At 39.1% G+C, this 18,869-nt stretch carries 17 protein-coding genes, 1 tRNA gene and 1 pseudogene; 9 read left to right on the top strand and 10 right to left on the bottom strand.

Features of this window, described 5'->3' with window-relative positions; genetic code table 11:
- The first annotated feature begins 293 nt into the window (after positions 1 to 293).
- From ACWICE_RS07675 to ACWICE_RS07690, 4 genes and pseudogenes are all read left to right on the top strand, one after another.
- Positions 294 to 1,388: pseudogene (locus tag ACWICE_RS07675) on the top strand (RtcB family protein).
- 97 nt (positions 1,389 to 1,485) lie between these two features.
- The gene (locus ACWICE_RS07680) at positions 1,486 to 1,923 is read left to right on the top strand and encodes a hypothetical protein (protein ID WP_454298021.1); all 438 of its coding nucleotides are present in this window, start codon (positions 1,486 to 1,488) and stop codon (positions 1,921 to 1,923) included.
- Between the two features lie 143 nt (positions 1,924 to 2,066).
- The gene (locus tag ACWICE_RS07685) at positions 2,067 to 3,593 is read left to right on the top strand and encodes a glycosyltransferase family 39 protein (protein ID WP_454298022.1); all 1,527 of its coding nucleotides are present in this window, start codon (positions 2,067 to 2,069) and stop codon (positions 3,591 to 3,593) included.
- A 141-nt stretch (positions 3,594 to 3,734) separates the two neighbouring features.
- Positions 3,735 to 4,358, top strand: a complete 624-nt coding sequence (locus ACWICE_RS07690; RefSeq protein ID WP_454298023.1) for a hypothetical protein — start codon at positions 3,735 to 3,737, stop codon at positions 4,356 to 4,358.
- A gap of 74 nt (positions 4,359 to 4,432) precedes the next feature.
- On the opposite strand, the gene ACWICE_RS07695 is transcribed toward ACWICE_RS07690, so the two are convergent.
- On the bottom strand, positions 4,433 to 5,809 hold the full coding sequence (locus ACWICE_RS07695; RefSeq protein ID WP_454298024.1) for a tryptophanase: 1,377 nt from the start codon (positions 5,807 to 5,809) through the stop codon (positions 4,433 to 4,435).
- A gap of 196 nt (positions 5,810 to 6,005) precedes the next feature.
- On the opposite strand from ACWICE_RS07695, the gene ACWICE_RS07700 reads away from it, so the two are divergent.
- Positions 6,006 to 7,097, top strand: a complete 1,092-nt coding sequence (locus ACWICE_RS07700; RefSeq protein WP_454298025.1) for a Gfo/Idh/MocA family protein — start codon at positions 6,006 to 6,008, stop codon at positions 7,095 to 7,097.
- Between the two features lie 346 nt (positions 7,098 to 7,443).
- On the opposite strand, the gene ACWICE_RS07705 is transcribed toward ACWICE_RS07700, so the two are convergent.
- Complete coding sequence (locus ACWICE_RS07705; RefSeq protein WP_185217264.1) at positions 7,444 to 7,668, bottom strand: hypothetical protein; 225 nt, start codon at positions 7,666 to 7,668, stop codon at positions 7,444 to 7,446.
- A 628-nt stretch (positions 7,669 to 8,296) separates the two neighbouring features.
- On the opposite strand from ACWICE_RS07705, the gene ACWICE_RS07710 reads away from it, so the two are divergent.
- Positions 8,297 to 8,920 (top strand): ankyrin repeat domain-containing protein, encoded by a 624-nt coding sequence (locus ACWICE_RS07710; RefSeq protein WP_454298026.1) that lies wholly within the window; start codon positions 8,297 to 8,299, stop codon positions 8,918 to 8,920.
- A 12-nt stretch (positions 8,921 to 8,932) separates the two neighbouring features.
- On the opposite strand, the gene ACWICE_RS07715 is transcribed toward ACWICE_RS07710, so the two are convergent.
- Positions 8,933 to 9,340 carry a hypothetical protein gene (locus ACWICE_RS07715; RefSeq protein WP_313258953.1) on the bottom strand — a complete coding sequence of 136 codons (408 nt, stop codon included), beginning with the start codon at positions 9,338 to 9,340 and terminating at the stop codon, positions 8,933 to 8,935.
- A 132-nt stretch (positions 9,341 to 9,472) separates the two neighbouring features.
- Between ACWICE_RS07715 and ACWICE_RS07720 the strand changes: the two genes are divergently transcribed.
- Positions 9,473 to 10,219, top strand: coding sequence for a copper homeostasis protein CutC (locus ACWICE_RS07720; protein ID WP_454298027.1), 747 nt, complete (start codon positions 9,473 to 9,475; stop codon positions 10,217 to 10,219).
- Between the two features lie 37 nt (positions 10,220 to 10,256).
- Here ACWICE_RS07720 and ACWICE_RS07725 read toward each other — a convergent pair whose 3' ends face one another.
- Positions 10,257 to 10,436: a spore protein gene (locus ACWICE_RS07725; RefSeq protein WP_185213581.1), complete on the bottom strand. Its 180-nt coding sequence runs from the start codon at positions 10,434 to 10,436 to the stop codon at positions 10,257 to 10,259.
- A gap of 31 nt (positions 10,437 to 10,467) precedes the next feature.
- Positions 10,468 to 10,538: transfer RNA gene (locus ACWICE_RS07730), tRNA-Cys, on the bottom strand.
- 303 nt (positions 10,539 to 10,841) lie between these two features.
- On the opposite strand from ACWICE_RS07730, the gene ACWICE_RS07735 reads away from it, so the two are divergent.
- Entirely contained in the window at positions 10,842 to 11,480 is a 639-nt protein-coding gene (locus ACWICE_RS07735; RefSeq protein WP_185213582.1) for a porin family protein, read from the top strand.
- A gap of 238 nt (positions 11,481 to 11,718) precedes the next feature.
- Positions 11,719 to 12,354: a porin family protein gene (locus ACWICE_RS07740; RefSeq protein WP_454298028.1), complete on the top strand. Its 636-nt coding sequence runs from the start codon at positions 11,719 to 11,721 to the stop codon at positions 12,352 to 12,354.
- A 214-nt stretch (positions 12,355 to 12,568) separates the two neighbouring features.
- Here ACWICE_RS07740 and rpsJ read toward each other — a convergent pair whose 3' ends face one another.
- The 5 genes from rpsJ to rnr all read right to left on the bottom strand — a co-directional run bounded on the left by rpsJ (position 12,569) and on the right by rnr (position 18,453).
- A complete protein-coding gene (gene rpsJ / locus ACWICE_RS07745) occupies positions 12,569 to 12,874 on the bottom strand; it encodes a 30S ribosomal protein S10 (protein WP_013667229.1) in 306 nt (101 codons plus the stop codon).
- Between the two features lie 78 nt (positions 12,875 to 12,952).
- Positions 12,953 to 15,076: an elongation factor G gene (gene fusA / locus ACWICE_RS07750; RefSeq protein ID WP_454298029.1), complete on the bottom strand. Its 2,124-nt coding sequence runs from the start codon at positions 15,074 to 15,076 to the stop codon at positions 12,953 to 12,955.
- A 126-nt stretch (positions 15,077 to 15,202) separates the two neighbouring features.
- Complete coding sequence (rpsG, locus tag ACWICE_RS07755) at positions 15,203 to 15,670, bottom strand: 30S ribosomal protein S7 (RefSeq protein WP_093095001.1); 468 nt, start codon at positions 15,668 to 15,670, stop codon at positions 15,203 to 15,205.
- Positions 15,671 to 15,685: 15 nt separating this feature from the next.
- Positions 15,686 to 16,099, bottom strand: a complete 414-nt coding sequence (gene rpsL / locus ACWICE_RS07760; protein ID WP_002993550.1) for a 30S ribosomal protein S12 — start codon at positions 16,097 to 16,099, stop codon at positions 15,686 to 15,688.
- Positions 16,100 to 16,323: 224 nt separating this feature from the next.
- Positions 16,324 to 18,453 carry a ribonuclease R gene (gene rnr, locus ACWICE_RS07765; protein ID WP_454298030.1) on the bottom strand — a complete coding sequence of 710 codons (2,130 nt, stop codon included), beginning with the start codon at positions 18,451 to 18,453 and terminating at the stop codon, positions 16,324 to 16,326.
- Positions 18,454 to 18,869: the final 416 nt, after the last annotated feature.

Here is an 18,869-nt window from a genome sequence, read left to right on the forward strand (position 1 = left end):
GAACAAAAGATTTAAGTAAAATAGGTTATCACAATGATCAGCTGAGAAGCTTGGTCATTAACATAGCCAGCAAAAATTTCAAGCATCACAGTAAACAAGAATTGCTTGATTTGCTTGTGGATATTAAAAATGATCCAGAGGCATTTTTAGAAAACGAAGAGACTCGTAAAATAGCAGAAAAGGTTATCGGAAAAGTGAAGGAGGTAAGTTTTAAAGCTTATGAACTAAGAGAAGAACCAAGCTCCTGCAAGGTTTATGGTAGTAAGGGGATAGAGTCATCTGCCAAACAGCAGATGGAGTTAGCCTGCATGTTGCCAGTAAGTGTACAGGCTGCATTAATGCCGGATGCCCACATGGGTTTTGGTTTACCGATAGGTGGGATTTTGGCAACAGATCAAGCCATTATTCCATACGCTGTGGGGATGGATATTGGATGCCGAATGGCACTCTCTATTTTAGATGCTGCAGAAGGATTTAGCAAAAGGAATGAGTTCCAGATCATCCAAGCCATGAAAAACCATACCCATTTTGGTATGGAAGGAGGCTTGGCAATCAGGCAGGATCATGAAATCCTCGACCATCCGCTATTCAATGAAATTCCTTTTCTCAAGCCTTTGCGAGGAAAGGCCGCCAGACAATTGGGGACTTCAGGCAATGGCAACCATTTTGTGGAGTTTGGAGAAATCGAGTTATTGGAAAATAATAGTCTTGGCCTGGAGCCCAAGGTCTACACCGCTTTGCTAACGCATTCTGGTAGCCGAGGGCTAGGAGCCGCAATTGCCAAACAGTAAACCCATATCGCTATGGAAACCTGTAAATTGCCTCGGCATGCACAGCAATTAGCTTGGTTGGATATAGATACTGAAGCAGGACAGGAATATTGGCTAGCCATGAATTTAGCCGGTGATTACGCCAAAGCTTGTCATGATCGAATCCATAAAAACCTGTTATCTGCCTTGGGACTGAAGGCGATGGCACTGGTGGAAAACCACCATAATTTTGCTTGGAAGGATAGTCTTTCTAATGGAAAGGAGATCATAGTACATCGAAAAGGTGCAACCCCTGCCCATCAAGGAGAATTAGGAATCATCCCTGGAAGTATGACAACCGCGGCATATTTAGTTTCGGGCAGAGGAAATGAGCATGCCTTAAATTCGGCTTCCCATGGCGCTGGTCGTGCAATGAGTCGCCAAAAAGCAAAGGATAATATGACAAATTCTGCTATGAAGAAGCTGATCTCCAATGCAAATGTTAAACTGATCGGGGGATCGGTGGAAGAGAATCCTTTGGCTTATAAGGATATTGAACAGGTTATGCTGGCACAAAAGGAACTAGTCGATATTCAAGGTAAGTTTATACCAAAGATTGTAAGAATGCACAAGGAGTAAAGTTTTAAAAAATAATTTAGGCGGCAAGAAATTGCCGTCTTTTTTATTTTCATTGGTTTCAAAGGAACTAGTCCTAAAATTAACTTATATTTAAGAAGTGAAAAACACATTAATATCTTTAGGATCCATCTTCATTGCTTTTTCAGTCGGTTTCTTACCAAGCTGTTCGGAATCGAAACAAAAGGATTTAATTGAAAAAAAACTAATCTCTTATCAAGGTAGAGATACCGTCACGATTGATTTGATGCTACATCAGAAGCGTTTTGTAGGGAAGTATACAGTTAATGGTCCTGGTGATTATCTCGTAACTGGGGAGGTCGAGGGCGAGATCAAAGCTGATACATTATTGGGAAGCCTCTATTATACCCCGTTTGGTTGGCGTGATAAAAAACGTAAAGCCTTTGCATTACTGGCCAAAAACGATCAATATCTTTCGGGTAAAGGCACTGAATTGATCTATATGGGCATTCCTTATTTTGTACCGAATACAGTTAGATTCGGTCCTGAAAAGGGAGTCTATCAAGTTGTTAAGTAAATTATAATTCTATTTGCAACTTATTTAAAATCAATATACTACCTCAAATTAATCTTAAATTTTAGTAACTTGGGTAAATAAACTCATTCAGCTTATTTTGCATTGCTATGTAATAAATTGCATTGCTATTCTGTCTTTGAATTATGACCAAGACTAACATTATTATCCTAATCAGCTTTATTATATTAAAGTTTATCCTGCAATATTCTTTGGTTCACCCAATCTATGACCTCCAACGTGACGAGTTTTTACATTTAGATCAAGCCAATCATCTGGCATGGGGTTTCCATTCTGTACCACCGATGACTTCTTGGATTTCCCTAATCATAAAGTTCTTTGGCAATGGAGTCTTTTGGGTTCGGTTCTTTCCTGTACTTTTTGGAGCATTGACGGTATTGGTAGTTTGGAAGGCCATAGAAGAATTAAAAGGAAATCTATTTGCATTGATATTGGGCGGTACTTGTGTCACCTTCTCCGTTTACCTGCGATTGAATAGCCTTTATCAGCCTAATTCATTGGATGTGCTTTGTTGGACCTTGATGTTCTATTTCTTGATCAAATACCTGAACAGATATGAAAGCAAATGGCTTTTTTACCTATGCCTATCCTTTGCTGCAGGATTCTTGAACAAATACAATATCCTATTTCTTGTGCTGGGATTGATACCAGCCTTTATGCTTGTGCCAGAAAGGAGAATCTTTGGGAACCGTATTTTATATTTCGGTATCCTTGTGGCATTCCTTTTGGTCCTTCCCAATATCATTTGGCAATACAGTAATGATCTCCCTGTCTTGCGCCATATGAAGGAATTGTCCGAAACCCAACTCGTTCATGTGGACAGATGGGGCTTTATCCGTTCTCAATTGATGTTCTTTCCAGGTACCTTTCTGTTGTTTTTTATTGGGCTTTATGGCTTGATGAAATATCCAGCGTTTAAAAAATACAAGGTTTTCTTTTGGACCTTTTTCTTTGTCCTCGCCATATTCCTGTTCTTAAAGGCCAAGGATTATTATGCATTAGGACTTTATCCTATTTATTTTGCCTTTGGAGCAGTATACTTATCGAATTTATTAGAAAAGAAAGTTTGGACAAAAGTGTTAAAGCCAGTCATCTTAGTTTTATGTCTTGTGCTATTCCTTCCTTTGTTTTTTATTGCCTTTCCGAATAAAACCCCTGAATATATAGTGAAACATCCAGAATATTACAGAAAGTTTGGAATGTTGCGATGGGAAGATGGACAAGAACATCAATTGCCACAGGATTTTGCCGATATGCTGGGCTGGTCTGAATTAGCTCGTAAGGTAGATTCTTTGTATAAAACAATGCCTGAAGCTCAGAATACCCTAGTATTATGTGATAATTATGTACAGGCCGGAGCAATAAATTATTATTCAAGGTTAGGCATCCAAGCCGTTTCTTTTAATGCCGACTATCTGAATTGGTTTGATTTGGATATCCCTTATAGAAACATCATACGTGTTAAGAATGCTTCCGAAGTTGAGAAAGAATTAGCCGAAACTGGGGCCTTCTTTGAGAGGTCACATTTAGCTGCTTCAATTGACAACCCCTATGCAAGGGAATATGGAACAGGCATCTTTTCTTTTATAGGTGCAAAGCTGAATGTAAATGAACGTATTAGGAACGAAATCGAAGAGGAAAATACTTATTGATCTCTTTGATATAAGTTTTGTAGAATTATGTTTACCTATTTATTAACAATGTAATAATAATTTAATTCTATTTCTATTGGGTTATATCTTTGTTGGTTGTATGATTTCATATCAAGCAGGCTTGATGGTTATTGGATTTTTATGGTTAAAAAAAGGGTATTAGAAAAGCTTTCAGACAAGGAGCTTGAAGGATTTATCCAACCTGGCTCGAGAAAGGTTCCTGAGGCAAAAAAGATGGCTTATGAAATTTTGGTTGAAAGAGGACGCATGTTTTCCGAGGAGGAGAAAATCAAGGTTGAAAGTTTAATCGAAGAGCAGATCCAAACCGAATACCAAGAAGATCTAACCAGAAGAAAAGCAATGGATAAGCAGTTGACAGATGATCAAAGTGCTGTGGCACTGTATACCAATTTTTTCATCTTCGTCATCAGTATAATATTTGGTGTTTTATATGGCTTTATCTTGGCCATGATAAATTATATAATCCTGAAAAAGTATGGTTTAGCTTTTTTGTTATTGGCAATCGGTATTACTGCATTTTCTATTTCTAGTTATTTTATTGGCTTTCTCATGATGAAGGTCTCTTTGTCAAATGATATTTTAGGTTTTATTGTTGGGGTTTTTGTTTCTGCCTTCGGTTTGGCTATCATTTCCTTGTTCAATAAGAACTTTATTCCGAAAGACCTCGAGTACAGGTCAAGATCAATCCTCATTCCAACAATTTTTTGTATTGGTCTTTATATTCTAATCAATTTCTATAAATAAGTAAGGCTTGGTTTATATGCAAAAAAGAGTGAACATGGGATATATCCTTAATGTTCACTCTTTTTTTATGCTTTTTATTTCTTTTTCAGCAAGATGGTGAAATGTCTCAAGATCTCTGACTCCCACACGATTTCTAGACCTGATTTAATATCTTCTCTTCTTTCAAAGATGTTTTTTAGGGCCACTGCGACGTAATCCAGATGTTTGTAGCTATAGGTCCTTCTTGGTATTGCCAATCGAAGTAATTCTAATTTTGGAAAACGATCCTTCCTTGTTTCCGGGTCTCGATCTGCAAGCAAGGTCCCAATTTCAACTCCGCGAACACCGGATTCCTTATAGAGCTCGATCGCTAGAGTTTGGGCAGGATATTCCTCGCGCGGTACATGGGTCAGGAAGTTTAAGGCATCCACAAATACAGCATGCCCTCCAATAGGTTTTTGGATCGGGATTCCGTATTCAATAAGTTTATTGCCTAGATACTCTACTTGGTCGATCCTAGCTTTTAAATAGGGGAGCTCGGTCGATTCCAAAAGCCCTTGCGCCAATGCTGCCAAGTCTCTTCCTGCAAGACCTCCGTAAGTAATAAATCCTTCGTAGATAATTCCCATATTTCCACAGGCACGGTAAAGCTGTTCGTTTCGCATCCCTAAAAGCCCACCTATATTCACCAAACCATCTTTTTTGGCAGACATCGTAAATCCATCCCCATAGGAGAACATTTCTTTCACGATTTCCTTGATAGTTCTGTCTTTGTATTCAGCTTCGCGCTCCTTGATGAAATATGCATTTTCGGCAAATCTAGCTGCATCAAAGAATACCGGGATTCCATATTGCTCAGATAGGGCCTTGACATCCTTAATGTTTTGCATAGATACCGGTTGACCCCCAGAAGAGTTACAGGTAACCGTAATCATGCAGAACGGAATGTTTTCTTTAGGATGGGTCTTATAGACTTCTTCAAGTTTTTTGAGGTCTATATTGCCTTTGAAAGGATGTAGATTATTGATGTCAAATGCTTCATCAATGGTGCAGTCTATTGCATGAGCCTTGCGGAATTCGATATGTCCTTTGGTCGTGTCGAAATGAGAGTTTCCAGGTACCACATTGTTTTCTTTCACGAGGATGCTGAAAAGTACATTCTCGGCAGCTCTTCCTTGGTGTGTTGGCAAGAAATAGGGAAATCCAAGTGTATGCCGTACGACTTCGCGGAGCTTCAGATAAGATTGAGATCCAGCGTAGCTTTCATCACCCATCATGATTTCTGCCCATTGTCGGTCAGACATTGCTCCCGTTCCGGAGTCCGTTAATAGATCAATAAAAACACGGTCGCTTGCTAAGTTAAATAGATTGTTTCCTTCCTCTTCGATCCACTGTTCACGTTGTTCTCGGCTAGACATAAAGATTTCTTCAACCATCTTTACTTTATAGGGCTCTGCCCATGGTAGTTCCATAAAATTTATATTTGGTTCACTGTTGTTAAAGTTAAAAAATTAATCTAGGATATTTTAAGATTGCCGCTCCCATGTTATGGAACAATTTTGTTATCAATGGATAAATATGAAATGGGTAGGGATTATTGTTGTTGATTTTATATAAATTAGATGGGAAATATTCGTCTCATAGACCATCACCTAAACTTTAGAAAACATGAAATCATTCTTGCTCAGCATTTTCATAATAGTTTGTACCACCCCATTATTTGCGCAAAAGCCATTAAAGTTGGCGGTAGCTGGCTTGAGCCATGGACATGTGGATTGGGTATTCAATCGAAAGGATAAGCAGGATATGCAGGTTGTTGGGATCTATGAAACCAATCCGGAATTGGTTGAGCGATATATCAAACGTTATAAATTGGATAGATCCTTGTTCTTTACGAATTTGGACGAGATGTTGGACAAGGTCAAACCGGATGCGGTTTCGGCTTTTGGAGCGATCTCAGAGCATATCACGGTAGTAAGGGTCTGTGCTCCCAAAAAAGTCCATGTTATGGTAGAGAAGCCTTTAGCGACCAACCTTGCCGATGCTAAAGAAATTGAAACCTTGGCAAAGGATAACAATATCCATGTCCTGACCAATTTTGAAACTTCTTGGTATGAAAGTAATCAAAGGATTAAAGGTCTTTTGGCTGAAGGAAAATTAGGAGAGATCAGGAAAGTCATGGTCAATGATGGTCATCAGGGACCTAAAGAGATAGGAGTAAGCAAGGAGTTCTTCGAGATATTGACTGACCCTGCGAAAAATGGGGCAGGAGCCCTGGTGGATTTTGGTTGTTATGGAGCCAATCTGATGACTTGGTTGATGAATGGCAAAAGACCTACCTCAGTGACTGCGGTAGTGCAACAGAATAAGCCCGAGATATATAGAGAGGTAGATGATGAGGCAACCATCATTCTGCAATATCCTGAAGCCCAATGTGTCATTCAAGGATCCTGGAACTGGACCTTTTCACGTAAGGATATGGAGGTTTACGGAAATAAAGGCTACGCTATAGCATCTGATGCGAAAACCTTAAAAACGCGCCTGCAAGAAAATCAGCCAGAAGAGACCGTAAAATTGGATGCTAGACCAGCACCATTCAATGACCCTTTTTCATTGCTTGCGGCGGTGGTTAATTGTTCGGTTGTTTTGGATCCATTGGATCAATATGGTCTGCAAGTCAATGTAACTGCTGTGGAGATCTTGGAAGCAGCAATGAAATCTGCGAAGGAGAAACGGACCATTGTTTTAGGGGATAAATAAGTGGGGAAGATATTGATGTTATTATTTTCAATTGCATTTGTAAACAGTTCTTTCAACTTGAGGAACGAAATATCTTCGAAGTATACATGCGTATCATTATTATTCAATGAAGATTGCATTGGCGTACAGTTCCTCTACCTTCGGTACAGAATGACAAGACCTGTTGGAGGAGAACCGTACAGATTCTTCACTAATCGTTCAGAATCACAATGTGCTAAGTGAATCTCGAATAAGGTTAATATGAAAATGTAAGATAAATCTCTAAGATTTTCCTGTCAGGTAAATGGACAGGAAAGGTGGTCGTAATTCTTCCAACCACCTTTATAGGAATCCATTTTTTTCTTCGCTATGGCTGAGTTGGCTGATCTGTTGGTGTCTCATCCTTGACTTCATCCTTACCGGAAAACCACCATATTGCAGCTCCTACGAGTACGAATGCTATTTTAATTAACCATGCTGTTCCTTCTCCCCAATTGTAGATCCAAAGCAGGATGCGAGGTACTGCATTGAAGAAATTCATAATGATGGCCAATATGCCATAAATAAATAAAATTGAACCGATATTTTTCATGCTATTTTGATTTTGTTTATGATTGAAATTTGAACCTTTTAAGGCATATTAACCCGTGTGATTAAATGTTAATCAAATGTAGGGATGTTTCATTTTTCGGGACATCCCTGAAATCAGGTATTTATCCAGTTGGGGTGGGGTCTGTCTGTTCTGTAACCTTTTCGTGTCACCCTGACCGTTTCCGGAAGGGGCTCGGAACTATACATACATCATTTGAAATGGGTTCCTCATCTTACGTTAGCAGAATGACAAACACCTCAAAAAAAAATCAAAAAATAAATTCTTTGTTTCACTCTGAATCCCTCTTTAGCGCTTTTTCTTCTGAACTATTTTGAGGAATCTGTACGGTTCTCCTCCAACAGGTCCTGCCACGCTGCACCTAAGGTGCAGGAACTGTACGCCATTGAAGTTCTTATTGATTTATTAAAACAAAATGTCTGTTAAGTTCCGAGATGTTTCGTGCCTCAACATGTCAGCAAGGCAAAAAGTGCACAAACCTTTCGCCAATGCAAACCTTTATGATTTAAATTTGGTTTTCGTATTATTCTGAGATCCTTTCTGCGTCAGGATTACATTGTGGTAGTAAGAGAAAATGCAGGATTCGTTCGCCCCACGATCCTTATTAAGCATGTGTTATTTTGATGTTTGTCAATTATTTCTTAACTTATTTATAGACGGCTTAGGCTTAAATCTGATCCAATCGAAGTATTTGGACTATTTACAGAGCATAAAAGAAAGGAGTTTGGCTTTGAGTTTAAAGATAAAAAGGATAGATAGCATTCTTGAGACTATTAAGAAAAGTGAGATAGAAATAGTGAAGGACTATTATAGCAACGTGGATATCAACAAGCCCGATCGATTCAACCGGACCTTGTTGATGAATTCTATTTTGTACGGTGAAATTGAATTAGCTAAATGGGCCATTAACCGACATGCCGATGTCAACCATCAGGATAAAAAGGGTTTAAGTGCTTTGCATATCGCAGTTGAAAGAAATCAATACCAGTTAGTTTCCTTCATGTTGCAAAAGGGGGTAGCGGTTGATCTTCAGGATCATTTTGGAAATACCGCACTTTGGCGTGCGATGATGGACAATGTTGATGTCAATATTATTTACATTTTATTCCAATATCAAGCTGACCCAGACCTTAAGAATAATTATGGGATTTCGGCACGCGATCTCCTCAGTGAAGAGAACCGGAATTGGGAAATCCTCCATAAGATTTTTAATGAAGTCAGTCCAGCTAATTAAGGATTTAAAGCGTTACCGATTTATAAAAAGATTACCCTTTACGTGATCATGCCATTTCTTGATCACGGCACAGGTCTCGTATGCCTCCTGACGGACAAATTGTTGCAGAAGGGTTTCTAGGGTTAGGATGAATTCCTCGAGATGGATAAAATTGCCTTCTTCATCGCGATAGTCGGTAAGGATATCCAGTAGAAAACAATGGGTTTCGAACTCACGGAACTTGTTCTGATAGTTCTGATCTGCCCTCAACCAAAGTTTTTCCAATTGAAATCCCGACTTGATATGCATATGACAGGCGTCCTCATATTCTGACCGGTGCGTCTTGAGTTCCTTTTTCATTTTTTCGACACTGATTTGCAAATTATCATACATGGATGATAAATGAATCTGTACCTCTCGTTGTTTTGAAATAAGTGGCATAATGATGGAATTTGGATGCTCGCAAAATTTTCAACAAGTGTAACCCCAATTTTGTTTTAATAATTTATTGATTTATTGTGAATTAAAAAATCAACAGCTAATTACAGCAGCAAAAAGAATATATTTGAATATATGAACGAAGCTAGGATAAATGGAATTCAATTGGAGATATGCTCCAATTCGATATACTCGGCAAAGCAGGCCCAGGCAGGTGGTGCAAGTAGGGTAGAGCTGTGCCAAAATCTGGAAAATGGCGGTACAACGCCTTCATATGGGCAGATCAAATTGACCAGGGAGTCCCTAAAAATTGGAGTCCATGTATTGATCAGGCCGCGGTCAGGTGATTTTCTCTATACCGAGGAAGAGTTTCAGGAAATTGTTGAGGACCTCCGTTACTGTAAGGAGGTCGGTTGTGATGGGGTTGTTATCGGGATATTAAGGGCAGATGGTTCTGTAGACATGGAAAGGATGAAGGTTTTAGTGGAGGAGGCCAAACCCATGTGTGTCGTGTTCCATAGGGCTTTCGACCGTTGCAAGGATCCTAAACAAGCATTGGAAGATATCATTGACTTGGGTTGTGACCGAATATTGACTTCTGGCCTGCAAAATACAGCATGGCAAGGACGGGAACTTTTAAAAGAGTTGATAGTACAGGCTGCTGGCCGGATAGAGATTATGCCGGGGTCGGGTGTTGATGCAGGCAATGTGAAGGAAATATTGAAATACACAAAGGCGAATAGCATACATTCTTCAGCAAAGGTCGTGGTAAGATCAAAGATGGAATATAGATCGGACTCGGTAACAGGGATGGACGAGGATGAAATCTATAGTTCGAAAGAGAAGGTCGAGCAGATCGTAGAGCAAATAAAAAGCCTGTAGAATGTCTACAGGCTTTTTAATATAATGTTTTCTAAACTTATTTAGCGTCTGCTGAAAGTTTATCTAAGATATCATTGTTCTTAGTGATTTGGCTGTTCTTCGGCATTTTGCTTTTTGAACCTGGTTCAATATTACGGCCAAGTTTTAAAAACTGTACTTCAACGCGTGCAACAGTTTTATTTCTTCTATCTTTTCTTTTTAAACGTGTAACTCCCATTGTGATCAAATATTTTTAATTGTTATTAACGAGGTCGGAAGCGGATTCGAACCGCTGTAGGAGGTTTTGCAGACCTCAGCCTAGCCACTCGGCCATCCGACCCTTTTACCTTTACAGGCATGCAAAAATAGGATTAAATTTTAAAATAAAAAAACCTTTTTCGCTTTTTGTTTTTCTAATTGCTTTTAGCCCCCTTAAAGCCTTGATTTTGAATTTAATGCTTAAAAATTAGCTTTGAAGGAAATGGATGTTTCATAAATTTTTTAAAATTAATACTTTGATTATTAATTATTTGCGTGAAATAAATTTGCTAAAATAGAGTTTGGTCTAAACTTTGCAAGACTTGGGTGTCTCTCGATAACATGTGTTAGGGGGAGCATAACAAAAAGATAAAATAATAAGACTATGAAAAAATTATTACTTTCATTTGGTGCTGCATTTTTATTAGCAGCTGGAGCTCAAGCTCAAACGAGTTATGGTTTAAAAGCTGGTGTGAACTTAGGTAAATTCTCTAATCAATCTGATCTAGCGAAAGACTACCAATCTAATAATGTTTCATTCTATGTAACTGGTTTTGCTGATCTACCTGTAGCTCCTCAGTTCTCCATTCAACCAGGAGTTTCCCTACAAGGAAAAGGAAATAAATACAAGTTTGATGGTGATGGACTGGATGGTTCTTCAACTACGAATTTAATGTCAGTTGAGATTCCAGTAAATGCAGTTTACTATATTCCTGCAGGTTCAGGTAATGTATTCTTAGGTGCTGGTCCTTATGTAGGATTCAACGTTTCTGGAAAAGCTAAAAACAAAGGTAATTTAGGTGATTTTGGTGCTGAAGGAGAACGTGATCTGAAATTCTCTGGTGATAACAAAGACATGAACCTAATTGATGCTGGTGCTAACTTTATGGCTGGTTACAAATTCAACAACGGTTTATTGGTTAACGCTGGATATGGTTTAGGATTAACTAATCTTAACCCTAATTCGAATGGAGATAAATTCTCTACTCGTACATTATCATTTGGATTAGGTTTCCAATTCTAGTCGAAATTGAAAAGGCTTAACAGCCTTAGTGAATAAATTATTGGGCAGTCCGGTTGGACTGCCTTTTTTTGTTACCTCTTAGGTAGATATTCTATTTAAGGATTCATGCTTATTCCTTGTATTTAATTTTTTCTTAGGGAAAAATATGTGACTGTGAAATTATGTTAATTAACTAAGTGTTAACAAATAAAATTCTCAATGCTGTTTAATTTTGGTTCATAAACTAAAAATATTAAGCATGAAAACATTTTTATCCTTACTTGGCATCGCTGGATTGTCCATCTTTGCAGCCAATGCCCAAACTTCCTATGGCCTTAAGGCTGGATTGAACCTTGGGAAAATCACGAGCTATGATTCCCAAAAATTTAATCCTTCCTATTTTGTAACAGGTTTCGCAGATATCCCATTAGCTGGTAGATTTTCGATCCAACCCGGGATTTCCCTGCAAAGCAAAGGGACTAAATTTGTAGACGCCATTCCCAATTGGGATCAAACCGCAACTGACCTCAATACCTCTAGTCTCAATGTGATGTCCATCGAAATCCCAGTCAATGCAGTTTATTACATTCCTGTTGGGACTGGCGATGTTTTCCTTTCTGCAGGTCCTTATTTAGGCTATAACCTCAGTGGAAAATTGAAAAATTCAACGCGTAATTCAAAAACAGCCAGTTCACGGGATGTAGAGTTCAGCGGAAATAATAAAATGATGAATCGTTGGGACGCTGGGGTAAATTTTGCAGTAGGGTATAAGCTTTCCAATGGATTCTTGATCCAAACTGGCTATGGACTAGGTTTAAGCAACCTGAATGCAGCAAGTAAATCTAAAGATTTCTCAAGCAGAACGTTGAACTTTGGTGTAGGATTTCAGTTTTAGCTTTCATAGTATTGAGATGTGAGATCTGAGATTTGAGATATTAAGGGGAACAAAGTACAGCTTAAGAGCAATGGGTTGGTTTTATGCTATGCTTCAGATTGGAGTCTAAAAATTCTTTCAAATTTCTCATGTCTCATATCTCATATCTCAAATCTTGAAAAAAACAAAAGCCCATTGAAAAATGGGCTTTCTTGTTTTTTTCAAAAGAAATCTATCACACTTTGATTTCAACTTCAACACCTGAAGGTAATTCTAATTTCATCAACGCATCAACTGTTTTTGAGTTAGATGAGTAGATGTCTAACAATCTCTTGTAAGAACATAATTGGAATTGCTCACGTGCTTTTTTGTTAACGTGTGGAGAACGTAAAACGGTATAGATTTTTTTCTCAGTAGGTAATGGAATAGGACCACTAACAACTGCACCTGTAGGTTTTACTGTTTTTACGATTTTCTCAGCTGACTTGTCAACCAAGTTGTAATCGTATGATTTCAATTTGATTCTGATTCTTTGGCTCATTATATGAATTTGTTTTTAAGATGACCCCTGGTTAGAGCTATTTGCAACCAGGGATCGGTTTGTTTTTATTCGTATGAATTAGTCTTCGATACCTTTAACTTTTCCTTTAGACTTCGCGATTACGTCATCTTGAACGTTACGAGGTGCATCAGAATAGTGATCGAATTCCATTGTAGAAGTAGCACGTCCTGAAGTGATGGTACGTAATTGCGTTACATATCCGAACATTTCAGAAAGAGGTACTAATGCTTTGATTACTTGAGCACCATTACGTGAATCCAAACCTTGCATTTGACCACGACGACGGTTCAAGTCACCCATTACATCACCCATGTTTTCTTCTGGAGTCAATACTTCCACTTTCATGATAGGCTCCATCAATACTGGAGAACATTTAGGAAGTGCTTGACGGTAGGCCATCTTCGCTGCTAATTCGAAAGATAGAGAGTCTGAATCGACTGCGTGGAATGAACCATCAATCAAACGAACTTTCATACCTGACAATTGGTAACCAGCTAAAACACCATTTTTCATGGAAACTTCAAATCCTTTTTGAACTGAAGGGATATATTCCTTAGGAATAGAACCACCAACGATCTCATTAACGAATTGAAGAGGGTTTTTAACTACATCCCAATCCTCATCTGCAGGAGAGATAACAACTTTGATATCCGCGAATTTACCACGACCACCTGATTGTTTTTTGTAAACTTCACGGTGCTCAGTAGTTCCGTTGATAGACTCTTTGTAAGCTACTTGAGGAGCACCTTGGTTAACCTCTACTTTGAACTCACGTCTCAAACGGTCGATCAAGATATCTAAGTGAAGCTCACCCATACCTGAAATAACTGTTTGACCAGTATCTTCATCAGTTTTAACTACGAAGGTTGGATCCTCTTCCGCTAATTTGTTAAGTCCGATACCTAATTTATCAACGTCAGCTTGAGTTTTAGGCTCGATCGCCAAACCAATAACTGGCTCAGGGAATACCATAGACTCAAGAACGATTGGGTTTTTCTCATCACAAAGGGTGTCACCAGTTTTGATATCTTTGAAACCAACAACAGCACCGATATCACCAGCTCCGATTCTTTCGATCGGGTTTTGTTTGTTCGCGTGCATCTGGAAGATACGAGAGATACGCTCTTTGTTTCCTGAACGAGTGTTCAATACATAAGAACCAGCATCTAAGAATCCTGAATATACACGAGTGAAACACAAACGACCTACGAATGGGTCAGTAGCGATTTTGAAACCTAATGCAGCGAATGGTTCAGCTTCAGAAGGTTTACGGGTAATCTCTTCACCAGTACGTGGGTCAGTACCTTTAACAGCTTCTTGATCCAATGGAGAAGGCAATAACTCCATAACGAAGTCAAGCATTGTTTGAACACCTTTGTTTTTGAAAGATGAACCACAAACCATAGGAACGATAGCGTTATCCAATACTGCTTTACGTAAAGCATTTAAGATTTCGCGTTCTGTTAATGAATCTGGATCATCGAAGAATTTCTCCATCAATGACTCATCATATCCAGCAACAGCTTCTAATAATTTTTCACGGTATTCAGCAACCTCTTCAAGCATATCGTCAGGGATTGGAACTTCAGTAAAGGTCATACCTTTATCTGCTTCATTCCAAACGATACCACGGTTGTTGATCAAGTCAACAACACCAGTGAAGTTGTCTTCAGCACCGATAGGCAATTGAAGCGCTACAGCTTCAGAACCTAACATATCTTTAACTTGCTTAACTACTTTTAAGAAGTCAGCACCAGAACGGTCCATTTTATTGACGAAACCAATACGAGGAACTTTGTATCCGTCAGCTAAACGCCAGTTAGTCTCTGATTGAGGCTCAACACCATCAACAGCAGAAAACAAGAATACTAATCCGTCTAATACACGTAATGAACGGTTTACTTCTACAGTAAAGTCAACGTGTCCCGGTGTATCAATTACGTTTACTTGGTATTTTTTGTTACGGTAGTTCCAGAATACTGTTACAGCAGCAGAGGTAATGGTGATACCACGCTCTTGCTCTTGTGCCATCCAGTCAGTTGTAGCAGAACCTTCGTGAGTTTCTCCTAACTTGTGGTTAACACCTGAGTAGAATAAAATACGCTCTGTAGTTGTAGTTTTACCAGCATCGATGTGTGCAGCGATACCAATATTTCTTACTAATTTTAAATCTTTTGCCATGTTTTTTATTGCAGTTTGCCTATTGGCTGATTGTTATTTCCTTTGAAATAAATACACCGACTTTGATAATTGAAAATTCCATTATCTAAAGTCGGTGTAAACATATTTGATTCTTTTTGTTCAAAATTAGAATCTGAAGTGTGAGAACGCTTTGTTAGCTTCCGCCATCTTGTGCGTATCTTCTTTCTTCTTAACAGCAGCACCTTCACCTTTAGAAGCTGAAATGATCTCTCCTGCCAATTTCTCAAACATAGTTTTTTCACCACGTTTGCGAGCATAAGAAATTAACCATTTCATACCTAAAGCGATCTTGCGCTCAGGACGAACTTCCATAGGTACTTGGAAGTTTGCACCACCAACACGACGAGATTTAACCTCTACGGCTGGCATTACATTGTTAAGAGCTTTTTTCCAAGTCTCAAGACCATTCTCTTGAGTCTTTTGCTCTACTAATTCAACTGCATCGTAAAAAATTGAATAGGCGATAGATTTCTTACCGTCTACCATCATGTTGTTTACGAAACGAGTTACCTGAACATCGTTAAACTTTGGATCAGGTAAAATGATTCTCTTTTTTGGTTTTGCTTTTCTCATTTTCTTTTCCTCCGTTTATTTTTTCTTACCTTTTGCTGGTGCAGCAGCTGCTTGTCCTGGTTTAGGACGTTTTGTTCCGTATTTAGAACGACGTTGGTTACGACCGGCAACACCTGAAGTATCTAATGCACCACGAATGATGTGGTAACGAACTCCTGGTAAATCTTTAACACGACCGCCACGAATTAATACGATCGAGTGCTCTTGTAAGTTGTGGCCTTCTCCTGGGATGTAAGCATTCACCTCTTTACCGTTTGTTAAACGAACACGAGCTACTTTACGCATTGCTGAGTTTGGTTTTTTAGGGGTAGTAGTGTATACACGTGTACACACACCTCTTCGCTGTGGACATGAGTCCAACGCTGGTGACTTACTCTTGTCTACCAGAGCTACTCTACCTTTTCTAACTAGTTGTTGAATAGTAGGCATTTACCTGTTTTTCTTTTTTGTTTTTGTTAAAAAATGTTTTTAAGTCCGCAAAGATATAAAGAATAATCTAAACTGTAAAGAGTTGTGTGCTAAGTTTTTTGAAATAAATGCCTATTTGTCAAAAATTTATTGTTAAATCTCCGTAACCCCGTCTGATCCAAATAAAAATGCCCTCTAGAAAACTAAAGGGCAAGTATTTTATTCTGATAGGATATTTCTAAGGTCTAGCTCAATAACGTGAAGTCAATCTGTCTTTTTTCAAGATCCACTTTCTTGACCTTGATCTGAACCTCATCCCCCAATTGGTAAACTTTTTTCTTTCGCTGACCAATGATGGCGAAATTCTTTTCGTCCAAGGTGTAAAAATCGTCAGTGATATCTCTCAAACGGACCATCCCTTCGCATTTGTTCTCTTCGATCTCTACATACATACCCCATTCGGTCACGCCAGAGACGATTCCGGTGTATTCTATGCCGATCTGATCCTGTAAGAACTCAGCTTGTTTGTACTTGATGGAAGCTCTCTCTGCCTCTGCAGCTTTCTTTTCCATTTGCGAGGAATGTTCAGACATTTTTTCATAATGTTCCGCATTCACGTTTTTACCACCGTCCAGATAGAATTGAAGCAGTCTGTGTACCATCACGTCTGGATATCGACGGATAGGGGAGGTAAAGTGCGTATAATAATCAAATGCCAGCCCGTAGTGAGAAGTCTTCTTGGTAGTATAGATGGCCTTTGCCATCGATCGGATCGCCAATGAGGTCAGAAGGTACTGTTCTTTGGAGCCTTCGATTTTTGTCAACAGCGCGTTTAAGGACTTTGCGGTCTCTTTGTCGGTCTTGATGCTCAGGCGGTGCCCAAACCTAGAGGCAAACAGAGAAAAGCTGGTCAGGGTCTCCGGATTGGGTACATCGTGGAATCTGTAAACGAAAGGAAGCTTGTTCTTTCCTTTTCCCATTCTCCCAATGAATTCAGCGACCTTGCGGTTGGCCAACAACATGAAGTCCTCGATCAACTTATGGGCTTCTTTTCTCACTTTGGTGTAAACGCCAAGAGGTTTTCCGTTTTCATCGAGATTGAATTTTACCTCTTCGGATTCAAAGCTGATCGCTCCAGCCTTAAATTTACGGTCGCGCAGGATAAAGGCGAGTTCGTTCAGCTTTAAGATTGCTTCTGATAATTCGTCTTCTTTTCCTTCGATGATCTCTTGCGCTTCTTCATAACTGAATCTTCTGTCTGAATGTATAACTGTTCTTCCGAACCATTGGTCGATCACATTTGCTTTCTCGTCCATTTCAAATACGGCTGAGAAACATAGCTTGTCCTCATTAGGGCGCAATGAACAAAGGTTGTTGGAAAGTCTCTCTGGAAGCATAGGGATTACGCGGTCAACCAAGTAAACCGAAGTTCCGCGTTCAAATGCTTCTTTGTCCAAAGTGGAGTCAGGAGTCACGTAGTGCGAAACGTCAGCGATGTGTATGCCGACCTCATAGTTTCCGTTTTCCAGTTTCTTGAATGAAATCGCATCGTCAAAATCTTTTGCATCCGCAGGGTCGATCGTAAAGGTGGTCGTCGACCTGAAGTCGTGACGCTTTGAAATTTCCTCTGCAGAGATGGAGTCCGAAATTGAATTCGCTGCGTCTTCTACTGCTTTAGGGAATTCGAGCGGGAATCCAAAGTCGGCTAAGATCGCGTTCATCTCGGTGTTGTTTTCGCCTTTTTTACCAAGGACGCTTTTTACAATACCGATAGGGTTTTTTGCATTCTTTGGCCACTCCAAAATAGACACCAAAACTTTCTCTCCGTTTTTCGCCCCGTTCAGGTTGTCCAGTGGGATGAAAATATCGTGCAGCATTTTCCGGTCGTCCGGTTGGAAGAAGGCATAGGATTTTGAAATGTCTATGGTACCGGTAAAGTCTGTCTTTGCACGTTGCAAGATTTCCACCACTTCGCCTTCTCGTTTTCTTCCTTTCTTCCTTTCGTAGACATGGACTTTCACGATGTCATTGTGCAGTGCTTGTCTCAGTTTTCGAGGGGCTACATAGATGTCGCTTTCACTGTCGTCATCAGGAACGATATAGGCTGATCCATCGGCAGTCATGTCAACCTTTCCAGTGACATAAACATGCAGTTGTTTAAGTTGGAATTTTCCTCTCTCAGGTTGGTGGAAAAGACCTAGTCTTGAACCATCCGAAAGGATGTCTGAAATGGTGGTTTTCGAGTCGCTGTCGGTTATGTTAAGTTTGGCAGCTACTTGCTTATAGTTAAGTGAGGTGTTTCCGGATTTTTCAAAAATGTCTACGATCAGTTGGGTTAAAACTTCTTTGTAAGGATTCTCTTTTTTTGATTTCATAGTCTGTCGTTTTGTCTGTTCCTTCCGTTGAAAATCTTTAAGGGAAGGAGAGGGGAGAGGGTGGAACTAAATGGTTTGCCAGTCAGTATTTTTTGTACTCCTCTGAAACCCGAATCTAATATACTGAAAACTGTCGGTTATTGGTTCATAGCGTTGAAAATGTCTGTTTGATTTTTGATCCCATTTGTAGATTAATTTAATGTGTATTTTAGCTTTCATAAATATCTGATAAATAACATGATAAATTTTTTTTGCTAAAACATTTTTGACGAGTTATATTCGTAAGTTGTTGTTTATTAGGTGTAAATGGGTTTTGATGGGTTAAACCTTACTTTGTGCTAAAATGAAATTATTAAACTATTATACCATATTCGAACACTTAAGTGCTTATAAAATAAACATCTATATAATTAAAT

This window comes from Sphingobacterium sp. NPDC055346, assembly GCF_053645235.1.